The 10,657-nt window shown below is 68.6% G+C and carries 8 protein-coding genes; 5 read left to right on the top strand and 3 right to left on the bottom strand.

Annotation, left to right across the window (positions count from 1 at the left end):
* Positions 1-272 precede the first annotated feature (272 nt).
* Positions 273-1,871, top strand: a complete 1,599-nt coding sequence (ahcY, locus tag ACEXHE_RS12050) for an adenosylhomocysteinase (protein ID WP_374785964.1) — start codon at positions 273-275, stop codon at positions 1,869-1,871.
* Between the two features lie 3 nt (positions 1,872-1,874).
* Here the strand turns inward: ahcY and ACEXHE_RS12045 are convergent, their stop codons facing one another.
* Positions 1,875-2,678 carry an RDD family protein gene (locus ACEXHE_RS12045; protein WP_374785963.1) on the bottom strand — a complete coding sequence of 268 codons (804 nt, stop codon included), beginning with the start codon at positions 2,676-2,678 and terminating at the stop codon, positions 1,875-1,877.
* 44 nt (positions 2,679-2,722) lie between these two features.
* Between ACEXHE_RS12045 and ACEXHE_RS12040 the strand changes: the two genes are divergently transcribed.
* The 3 genes from ACEXHE_RS12040 to ACEXHE_RS12030 all read left to right on the top strand — a co-directional run bounded on the left by ACEXHE_RS12040 (position 2,723) and on the right by ACEXHE_RS12030 (position 5,985).
* Positions 2,723-3,715, top strand: coding sequence for a stage II sporulation protein M (locus ACEXHE_RS12040; protein WP_374785962.1), 993 nt, complete (start codon positions 2,723-2,725; stop codon positions 3,713-3,715).
* Between the two features lie 177 nt (positions 3,716-3,892).
* The gene (locus ACEXHE_RS12035; protein WP_374785961.1) at positions 3,893-4,705 is read left to right on the top strand and encodes a hypothetical protein; all 813 of its coding nucleotides are present in this window, start codon (positions 3,893-3,895) and stop codon (positions 4,703-4,705) included.
* Between the two features lie 143 nt (positions 4,706-4,848).
* Positions 4,849-5,985, top strand: coding sequence for a TIGR01906 family membrane protein (locus ACEXHE_RS12030; protein ID WP_374785960.1), 1,137 nt, complete (start codon positions 4,849-4,851; stop codon positions 5,983-5,985).
* A gap of 78 nt (positions 5,986-6,063) precedes the next feature.
* On the opposite strand, the gene ACEXHE_RS12025 is transcribed toward ACEXHE_RS12030, so the two are convergent.
* Complete coding sequence (locus ACEXHE_RS12025) at positions 6,064-7,884, bottom strand: AMP-dependent synthetase/ligase (protein ID WP_374785959.1); 1,821 nt, start codon at positions 7,882-7,884, stop codon at positions 6,064-6,066.
* Positions 7,885-7,962: 78 nt separating this feature from the next.
* Positions 7,963-9,567, bottom strand: coding sequence for a dolichyl-phosphate-mannose--protein mannosyltransferase (locus ACEXHE_RS12020; protein WP_374785958.1), 1,605 nt, complete (start codon positions 9,565-9,567; stop codon positions 7,963-7,965).
* 35 nt (positions 9,568-9,602) lie between these two features.
* Here ACEXHE_RS12020 and rsmI point away from each other — a divergent pair, with 35 nt between their 5' ends.
* Entirely contained in the window at positions 9,603-10,475 is an 873-nt protein-coding gene (gene rsmI, locus ACEXHE_RS12015) for a 16S rRNA (cytidine(1402)-2'-O)-methyltransferase (protein ID WP_374785957.1), read from the top strand.
* Positions 10,476-10,657 lie beyond the last annotated feature (182 nt).

The following is a 10,657-nucleotide window of genomic DNA, read 5'->3' as shown; positions in this document are numbered from 1 at the left end:
CCTCGTCCACGGTGACTGCCATCCGATCCACCTCCTCCCCGGTGACTCACTGCCGATCTCCCAAGAACCCCGCCGTCCTCGTACATATATTCGACCACGCGGCACGGACACGATAAGGACCACATCACGGGAACGGGGAGAAGAACATCCAACCGGTCACCTGTGCAGGACGCGGGCGCAGGCGACTGGGATCAGGCGGCGGAGGACCGGACTCACGTCCCGAGGCGTAGCCCGGCGTGAGCCGACAGGGGCTTGACGACTACGCTGGGGGGATGACCCAGAACCCCGCAGGAACCCCTGACACCGCCACGCCCGCTGCGCAGCAGAACCAGCAGACCACCCCCGCCACGGACCCGGCCTACGCCAACCGGGTGACCGTCCCCGGGGCCGCCTTCGACTTCGCGGTGAAGGACCTGTCCCTGGCCGAGGCCGGACGCCATCAGATCCGCCTGGCCGAGCACGAGATGCCCGGGCTGATGTCCCTGCGGGAGGAGTACGGAGCCTCCCAGCCGCTGAAGGGCGCGCGCATCGCCGGGTCGCTGCACATGACCGTGCAGACGGCGGTGCTGATCGAGACCCTGACCGCACTGGGTGCCGAGGTCCGCTGGGCTTCCTGCAACATCTTCTCCACGCAGGACGAAGCCGCGGCGGCCGTCGTCGTGGGAGAAGGCACCCCGGAGAACCCGGCCGGCGTGCCCGTGTTCGCGTGGAAGAACGAGACCCTGCCGGACTACTGGTGGACGGCCTCGCAGATCCTGGACTGGGGTCCGGAGACCGCCCCCACCATGATCCTGGACGACGGCGGGGATGCGACCCTGCTGGTGCACAAGGGCGTGGAGTTCGAGGCGGCCGGCGCCGTGCCCTCGGCCACGGAGGAGGACCCGGAGGAGTACCGGATCATCCTGGACACCCTGCGCCGCTCCCTGGCCGAGCGTCCGCAGCACTTCACCCGGATCGCCGAGTCCATCCAGGGCGTCTCGGAGGAGACCACCACGGGTGTGCACCGTCTCTACCAGCTGGCCGAGGCTGGGCAGCTGCTCTTCCCGGCGGTCAACGTCAACGACGCCGTCACCAAGTCCAAGTTCGACAACAAGTACGGTATCCGCCACTCCCTGCCGGACGGCATCATGCGCGCCACGGACGTGCTGATCGGCGGCAAGGTCGCGGTGGTGTGCGGCTACGGGGACGTGGGCAAGGGTGCCGCTGAGGCGCTGCGCGGCCAGGGCGCCCGGGTGATCGTGACCGAGATCGACCCGATCTGCGCGCTGCAGGCCGCCATGGACGGCTACCAGGTGGCCGAGCTGCAGGACGTGCTCTCGGTCGGTGACATCTTCATCACCACCACCGGTGGCAAGGACATCATCATGGCCCAGGACATGGTCGCCATGAAGGACAAGGCCATTGTGGGCAATGTGGGCCACTTCGACAACGAGATCGACATCGCCGGCCTGGGCCGGATCCCGGACGTGCAGAAGGTGGAGATCAAGCCGCAGGTGCACGAGTGGGTGTTCGATGCCGGGCAGGAGTCCGAGCGGTCGATCATCGTGCTCTCCGAGGGCCGTCTGCTGAACCTGGGCAACGCCACCGGGCACCCGTCCTTCGTGATGAGCGCCTCCTTCACCAATCAGGTGATGGCGCAGATCGAGCTGTTCGGCGTGCGCGGGCAGGACGGCGAGCAGGGCACCGGTGCGCTGACCGGACAGACCTATGAGAAGCAGGTGTACACCCTGCCCAAGGTGCTGGACGAGAAGGTCGCCCGGCTGCACCTGGACGCGTTGGGCGTGCGCCTGACGGAGCTGTCCAAGGAACAGGCCGAGTACCTGGGTGTGGATGTGGCCGGGCCGTACAAGCCGGACCACTACCGGTACTGATCCCTAGAGCTGCAGGGAACGGATCCGTTCGGCGGCCCGTTCGGACCGTTCCCGCCGTGCCAGCAGGATCTGATGGTCCCGGTCCCGCCGTTCGGCGATCACCCCCACCAGGAACTCCTCGGGGTGGATCCCCGGCGGCGGGCCGGGCGTGACATAGGGCCCGACGGCGGCCACCAGACGCTGCGCTGTCATCTCCCGGTGCGCTGGGGTCATCTGGGGTGCCTGGCGCAGGAAGCGGGTGACGGTCAGGGCCAGGTCATCCGGCAGTCGGCCGAGGTCGGCGACCTGAGACCACGGGCCGAGTCGTTCGGGCAGGGGCGGCAGCTCGGGACGGCGCCGGCTCTGGCGGACCAGCAGCACCGTGGTGCCGGCGGCCATGTCTCCCAGGCGCTTGCCCCGGGCGTTGAACATGCTCACCAGCAGGGCGAGTGCGCTGGCGGTCATCCACAGCTCTAGGAACCCGGTGAGGGCGCGCAGGGCGGCGTGACGGAACTGGATCGCTCCGCCGTCGTCCCTCATCACCTGCAGCCCGAGCGCGAGCTTGCCCAGCGAGCGGCCGTGGCTGAACGTCTCCCAGAGCAGTGGCGCTCCCACCAGCACGGCGATCACGAGGCTCAGCAGCGTGGCCTGGGCTGCCGCAGGATCCATCCGGTCCAGGGCAGGACCCACCAGGTAGAGCAGCAGCACGAACAGGGCGATCACCAGGACGATGGCGTCGATCAGGGCCGCTACCGCGCGCATCACCAACGGTGCCGGCCGCAGGTTCAGGACCACGGCCTCCCCGGTGACCATGCTGTGGACGCTCATGCCAGTCATCCTAGGGGTCGGACCGGACCCACTACGCTGAGGGCGTGGACCTGGATGCCTATGCCGCTGTGCACCGCCCCCTGTGGGAGCGTCTGGATGCCCTGAGCCGGCGCCGCCGACTCCAGGCGGACGAGGCCGATGAGCTGCTCGAGCTCTACGGGATCGCCTCCGTCCACCTGTCTGTGGTGCAGACCCAGGACCCTGACGGTCCCACCTCGGCGGGGCTGTCCATGACCATCGCTCGCGCACGCACCCGCATCACCGGTGCCCCGGTGAACGTCTCCGCCGCCCTGTCCCGGTACTTCCTGGAGCAGTTGCCCGCCGCGTTCTACCGGATCCGGTGGCTGACGGTGGTCTTGGGGGTGCTGTTCTGCCTGGTGGGCACCGCGTTCGGCTGGTGGGTGGTCGGCCAGCCCGGCGTGCTGGCGTCGTTGGGCAGTGAAGCCCAGATCCGTGAGTACGTGGAGGAGAGGTTCACCGGGTACTACTCGGAGAACCCTGCGGCCTCGTTCGCGGGGCAGGTGTGGACGAACAACGCCTGGATCGCAGCCCAGGAGGTGGCATTCGGGATCACCGGGTTCTTCGTGCCCTATGTGCTGTTCGTCAACGCCGAGGCGGTGGGGATCGCCGGGGGAGTGATGGCCTCCCAGGGCGAGTTGGACACCTTCTTCCTGTACATCCTGCCGCACGGTTTCATGGAGCTGACGGCCATCTTCATCGCCGGAGCGGCCGGGCTGCGGATCTTCTGGGCCTGGGTGGCTCCTGGCCGGCGGCCCCGCCTGGACGCCGTTGCCGCCGAGGGGCGGGCGTTGGTCACCGTTGCTGGGGGACTCATCCTGGTGTTGGCGGTCTCCGGGGTGGTGGAGGCCTTCGTGACCCCCTCGAGCCTGCCGCACCCGGTCAGGTTGGGCATCGGCCTGCTGGTCCTCGCCGGGTACTGGGCGTACACGTTGATGCTGGGGCGGCGTGCGGTGGCGGCCGGGGCCACCGGCGACCTCGAATCCCACGACGCCGGGGCCACGCGCATCGCTGCATAGTCGCCCAGGAATGAGAAACGGCACGTGTTCCAGGTGAAGCGGCGAGATGGTGCAATCATCAACACTTGAGTCCGCAATCAATGCAGCGACTCGAGCTTGACGAGGGGTTTTGTGCGGTTATGCCTTTCCTTGGACAGATTTCGTCCACGTCTCACATCCTGCAGGGGGCTTCTCACCATGTCTGAATCCATCTCGCGCCGGACGCTGGCCAAGGGTGTCGCGTGGAGCGTGCCGGCCGTGGCGCTGGCCTCGGCCGCACCGTCCTACGCCGCATCCGGTCCGCAGTGCATCGCGCCCGTCACGCTGACGCCCAACGCCACCAGCGGCACCCAGGTGCTTACCACGTCGTCTGCCGGCGGCGACTGTGCTGTCCGGATCACCATCTCCACCCAGATCAGCGGATGCGTGACGGACAAGAACATGACCATCGGCAGCACTGCGCGGAACCTCGCCGCCCGCGATTCTTGCAGCTACGCGAACTACAACATGAACTGGACAGGACTGATCCTGCAGAACACCAGTTGCCACTGTGCCACCGGAGGATCCCTGTTTAACCGGTACGCCTACACCAATGATGCGGTGGCCTCCTCGCAGACCTTGACGTTCAGCTTCACCAACGCCACCACCGGTGCCCCCGTGCCGGTCACCGATTTCCGGATGACCATTGCGGACATCTCCAGCGTGTTGAACATGTCCTACGACGACATTCGCTACCGCGGCAACTACTGGGATCAGGTCGGATTCAACATCGCTCCCAGCACCATCATCCCGTCGGTGAACGACGCTGGCACCGGTACCGGCACCTACGCTGATCCGTTCCGCCGCTCGGGTGGCAACATGAACTCCTACACCGCGTACCAGGACGTGTTCGTGTTCGACAGCATCCAGTCCGGATCCCTGTCCATGCAGTACACCAATGGCGATGGCCGCAAGGGCCTGCAGGCCATCAACATCTCCGGCCTGAGCATGAACGTGCCCTGCGACTGCTGACACAGCATCACGCTCACGTTCAGGCCAGCGGCGGCTCCTGCGGGGGCCGCCGTTGGCGTCTGGACGGTGGGGCACTCTGACCGAGAGAGGTCTGCGCAGTAGGGTCGAGGCGACGATGTCCCCTTCTGCACAGAGGCAGGCCCATGACACGGAACACCCCCGAGGACCACGGTTCGCACGAGCGGCCGGCTGACTCCCCCGAGTTCGAATCAGGCCTCGACTACGGCGCCTACGTCGAGGACGACGCGACAGACTCAGTGGGGGAGAACCCTACGGAGACCATTCACCGTCCTGATGACGGCACCCATTCCACCACGGCACTGGACCGCTCCGAACTGGACGCCATGGTGGCCGGAGACGAGCGGAACGCGGAGCAGGAGACCCCAAGGTTCCTGCAGGACGAGCCCACCCCCGTCGGGGCAAGCGCAGGACTGGCCGGGGCCACCGCTGTGGGGGCTGGGACCGCCGCGGCGGGCTGGGGCCGTGAGGACCGTCGTCGGGAATTCCGCGATGCTGAGGCCCGCGCCGCCGCTCGGGACGAGGCCCTGGAAGGCACCCCCGCGGGTCCGCGGGTGCTGCAGGTGCTGCTGGCGATCTTCGCGCCGATCGTGCTGCTGATCGGCGCGGTGCGCCTGGTGGCCTCGCCGGTGTTCCTGTGGCTGGAGTACCACCGTCCCGGCTTCCCGGCAGATTCGTACGGGTTCTCCACTCAGGACCGGGTGACCTACGGCTCCTACGGGATGGACTACCTGTTCAATGCGGCCCCCTCTCGCTACCTGGCGGAGCTGCAGGCCGACGGAAGCCCTCTGTTCACCCCCTCTGAGGTCGCTCACATGACCGACGTGAAGGTCGTCATGCTGGTGACCATGGCTGTGGGGTTGGTCCTGGCGGTGCTGTGTGTGCTGTTCATGGTCTCGCTGGCGCGCAACGCCAAGGGCGGGATCCGGCGGGCGTTGTTCGCTGGCTCGCTGTGGCTGCTGGTGCTGATGATCGCCGTGGCGGTGCTGGCCGTGCTGGGCTGGCAGGCATTCTTCGCGGGCTTCCACTCGCTGTTCTTCGCGGACGGCACCTGGACCTTCGCCGCCTCAGACACGCTGATCCGCCTGTACCCGAACCAGTTCTGGATCGACGCCGGGATAGCTGTGGCCGGGATTGTGGTGCTGACCGCGCTGATCACCCTGATCGCGACGTGGCCCACCCGCCGCCGCCGGATCGACTCCCGCGAGGCCCAGAACGACCTGGTCCGCCGCCGGGCGTACTGGGCTGAGGCCGCGGAGTAAGGGTTCCCAGCTTCCGAAATAAAGAGGCCGTGGCATGCATTGCATGCCGCGGCCTCTTCTGTTCCTTCAGGCCTGACCTCAGCGCCGGTAGAGCTCCTCCACGGCGGCCGCGTGGTCGTCCATGACCTTCTTGCGCTGCAGCTTCAGGGACGGGGTGAGGTGACCGGACTCCTCGGTCAGCTCGCTGTCCAGGATGACGAACTTGCGGACGGACTCCGCCTGGGAGACGTGCTCGTTGGCGGCGTCCACGGACTTCTGCACCTCCGCGCGGACCTCCTCGTCCTGGGCCGCCTGGTCCAGGGTGAGCTCTTCGCGTCCGCAGTTGCGGCACCAGGTGGCCAGTCCGTCCGGGTCCAGGGTCACCAAGGCGCCCACGAACGGGCGGTTGTCCCCGACGACGACCACCTGAGACACCACGGACGAGGACCGGATGGTCTCCTCCAGGGGGGTGGGGTACACGTTCTTGCCGCCGGCAGTGACGATGACCTCCTTCTTGCGGCCGGTGATGTACAGGAAGCCGTCTTCGTCCAGCTCCCCGATGTCACCGGTCTTGAAGTAGCCGTCCTCGAACGAGGCCTCGGTCTCCTCGGGCAGGTTGTGGTACCCGGAGAACACGGTGATCCCCTTGACCCAGACCTCGCCGTCATCGGCGATCCGCACCGTGGTGCCGGGGATCGGCAGGCCCACGGAGCCCACCCGGGTCATGCCGGGGATGTTCAGGGTGGCCGGTGCGGTGGTCTCGGTCAGACCGTAGCCCTCCTGCATGCCCAGCCCGGCGCCGCGGAAGAAATGCGCCAGCTCAGGGTTCAGCGGGCTCGCACCGGAGACGGTGAACCGGGCGCTGCCGCCCAGGATGCCCCGGATCTTGGGGTAGACGAGCGTGTCGAACAGCGCGTGCTTGGCGCGCAGGGCCAGGCCGGGTCCGGACCCCTCGCCGCGGGCCTGGGCGTCCAGGGCCTGCGAGTACTGGATGGCGGTGGTGCGGGCCGCGGTGAAGATCTTCTCCTTGCCGCCCTCCCGTGCGTTCTGCAGGGCCCCGGCGTCCAGCTTCTCGAATACGCGTGGCACGGCCAGCAACCAGGTGGGGTGGAAGGAGGCCAGGTCTGCGGTCAGGGTCTTCAGGTCCGAGGCGTGGGCGATCTGGATGCGTCCGATCAGGCAGATCACCTGGACGGCGTGGGCGAGCACGTGGGCCAGAGGAAGGAACATCAGGGTGCGGGAGTCCTCCATGCCCACGATCTCGGAGGCGAACGGCAGGATGTTGACCGCTCCCTCGGCGAAGTTGCCGTGGGTGATCCGGGTGCCCTTGGGCCGTCCGGTGGTCCCGGAGGTGTAGACCAGGGAGGCGGTGTCGGACAGCACCGGGGTGCTGCGCGCGGCCTCGAGCTGCTCGTCGCTGACCTGCTCGCCGTATTGCACCAGCTCCGCCAGGCCGTCCGCGGTCAGGGGGACCACCGTCACGCCCTCACCGTCTGCGCCCATGGCCTCGGCGGCCCTGCGCACGGCGGTGGACTGCTTCTCGGCGGAGGTGAAGACCACCCGCGTCTGGGAGTCGGTGAGCACGTGCTGAACCTGGTGGGGAGAGGAGGTCTCGTAGATCGGCACGGAGACGGCCCCGGCGAACCAGATGGCCTGGTCGATCACCGCCCATTCATAGCTGGTGGGTGCCATGATGCCCACGCGCGAGTGCGGGGTCACGCCGTGGGCGATCAGCCCCTTGGCCACCGCGCGCACCTGGTCCAGGAACGCCGTGTAGGACACGTCCAGCCAGCCGCCGGCGCCGTTGCGCACCGCATAGGCGGCGGCGTGCGGATCTGCAGCAGCTGCCTGCAGGACCAGGTCGGTGATGTTCGAGTCTGCTGGCAGCTGCGCCGCCTGCTCGGTGCTGGTTTCCTTCATGGAACGGGCTCAACTCTCCACGCAGTGCACTGCGCTGGTCTGGCGGTGGGGTGCTCGGTCTCCAGCGTATCGCCCCGCTCAGATCCAGCTGTTCATCCACATCCGCATGCGCCAGTGTTCATAGGGGATCTTTTCACCGGTCCACACCGGCATGAAGAACGCGCTCAGGGCCACGGCACCGGCCACGAACAGCAGCACCAGCACGGTGTTGCGCCGGCGCATCGGCTCTCCGCCCAGGCGCATCAGCAGCCCGAGCACCATGGTCACGGCCAGCACCAGGAACGGGGCGTAGGCCACGGTGTAGAAGAAGAACATGGTGCGGTCCGGCCAGAGGGACCACACCAGCTGTCCGGCGGCGTAGGCGCCCAGCAGCGCACCGGCCCGCCAGTCGCGTCGGCCCAGCCACACCAGCACGAGCACCAGGAACGCCAGCAGTCCGGCCCACCAGATGATCGGGTTGGCCAGGTCGGTGATGGCCTCGGAACAGGTCGTCGCCCCGCAGGTGCCGGAGCCGTCGTCGTGCCCTTCGTAGTAGAAGGAGGTGGGCCGGCCCATGAAGGGCCAGGTCCAGGCGTTGGAGGCGTAGTCGTGGGGGCTGGCCAGGCCGCCGTGGAATCTCGTGGACTGCAGGTGGTAGTCGGCCAGGGAGCGCAACGGCCCGGGGACCAGGTGTTCCCACCACTGCTGCGGCGGGTGGGTGGTGTGCCACTGGCGGTTGTAGCCGCCCTGGGTGAGCAGCCAGCCGGTCCAGGTGGCCAGATAGGCCATGGCGCCCACCACCACGACCGCCACGAACGCGAACAGCCCGTCCTTGACCACCCCAGCGGCCAGCCAGTTCCGGATCCCGGCCACACGGCGCGCGTTCATGTCCCACAGCACGGTCATCAGCCCGAACACGGCCATGAACGCCAGCCCGGAGAGCTTCACGCCGCAGGCGGCTCCCAGCAGGACCCCGGCCAGCAGGCGCCAGGGTCGCCATCCCAGCCAGGGGCCCCAGGCCAGCATTCCCGACGACGGCACCCCGCCTTCGCGCTCGGCCGCGGCGGCCAGGCGTGCGGCCAGGTGGGATCGGCCGTGGTGCCGGTCCATCAGCAGCGCACCGAACGCGGCGAGGACGAAGAAGGAGAGGAAGATGTCCAGCAGACCGGTGCGGGAGAGCACCAGGTGGTGGCCCTCCACGGCCAGCTGGATCCCGGCCACACCGCCCAGGAACACCGAGCGGAACATCCGCTGGGCGATCAGGGCGGTCAGCAGGACGGACAGGGTGCCGGCCAGCGCCGCCGAGAAGCGCCAGCCGAAGCCGTGGTCGGTCCCGAAGGCGGCCATGCCCAGCGCGATCAGCCACTTGCCCAAGGGAGGGTGGACCACGTACTCGGCGGTGTCCTCCGGGGAGGCGGTTCCGGCGGCGAAGGCCTCATTGGCGTCGTCCGGCCAGTTCAGCTCGTATCCGGCCTGGAGGAGGGTGAAGGCGTCCTTGACGTAGTAGGTCTCGTCGAAGATCAGGGAGTCGGGGTGGTCCAGTCGGGTGAACCGCAGCACCCCCGCGACCACGGTGACCACCAGGGGGACGATCCAGCCCCAGTGGCCGGGGTGGAAGCGCTCGCCGAGCAGCCGGAGCCGCAGCGTGGTCTCGGTGTACGCCTGGGCCGGGGTCAGCACGGTGGAGGTCTCGGGCGGGCGCACCCTGTCATGGTACGGGCTGTGCCAGCATGAAGGGCATGAGTGCACAGAGCGTGGAGCGTCCTGACGGCGGCGGACAGATCGTGCTGGCGGCCACCCCGCTGGGGAACCTTGCCGACGCCACCGATCGGCTCAAGTCCCTGCTGGCCACCGCGGACGTGGTGGCCGCCGAGGACACTCGACGGGCGCACCACCTGGCGCAGGGACTCGGCGTGCGGATCACCGGGAAGGTGGTCAGCCACCACGAGCACAACGAGCGAGAGTCCACTCAGGACCTGCTGGAGGCCGCACGTGCCGGCGACCTGGTCGTCGTCGTGACCGATGCCGGAATGCCGCTGGTCTCGGACCCGGGATACCGCGTGGTCAGTGCGGCCGCTGAGGCCGGGGTGCCCGTGACGTGTGCGCCCGGGGCCAGCGCGGTGACCACGGCGCTGGCCCTGTCCGGCCTGCCCACGGACCGGTTCGCCTTCGAGGGGTTCCTGCCGCGCAAGGACGGAGAGCGCTCGCGGCTGCTGACGGAGCTGGCCCGGGAGGAGCGGACGCTGGTGTTCTTCGAGTCGCCGCGGCGCCTGGCGTCATCGCTGGCCGCCCTGAGCGAAGCGTTCGGTGCGGACCGTCCGGCGTGCGTGGCCCGGGAGCTGACCAAGCTGTACGAGGAGGTCCGCCGCGGCACCCTGGTCGAGCTGTCCGCGTGGGCGGAGGCGGGGGAGGTGCGCGGGGAGATCGTGATCGTCACCGCTGGCCGCACCGCCGAGCTGGACACGGACGTGGCCGGACAGGTCCAGGACGTGGAGACGCTGGTGGCCTCCGGCACCCGGCTCAAGGACGCGGTGGCCACGGTGGCCGCGGCTCGGGGCGCCCACAAGAAGGAGCTGTACAACGCGGTGCTGGAGGCACGGAAGCAGGGGTGAGACCGTCGAGCCAGGGGAGACCGACCGAGGCACTCACCCCGACCGCGGCTGAGGACTCGGCTCGAGTCCAGGTGAATACGGAGCCCGGGGCGGGCCTGTGACCTCATGGAGCACCCGGTCGAGGCGACCGTGCCGGAGATCAGCCAGAAGAGCTGGAATGCGGCTGGAGCTCAGCACCCGAG

Origin of the sequence: Micrococcus sp. IITD107, from assembly GCF_041927415.1 — a bacterium.
GTDB lineage: Bacteria > Actinomycetota > Actinomycetes > Actinomycetales > Micrococcaceae > Citricoccus > Citricoccus terreus.
This window is presented reverse-complemented; position numbering and strand designations above follow the sequence as displayed.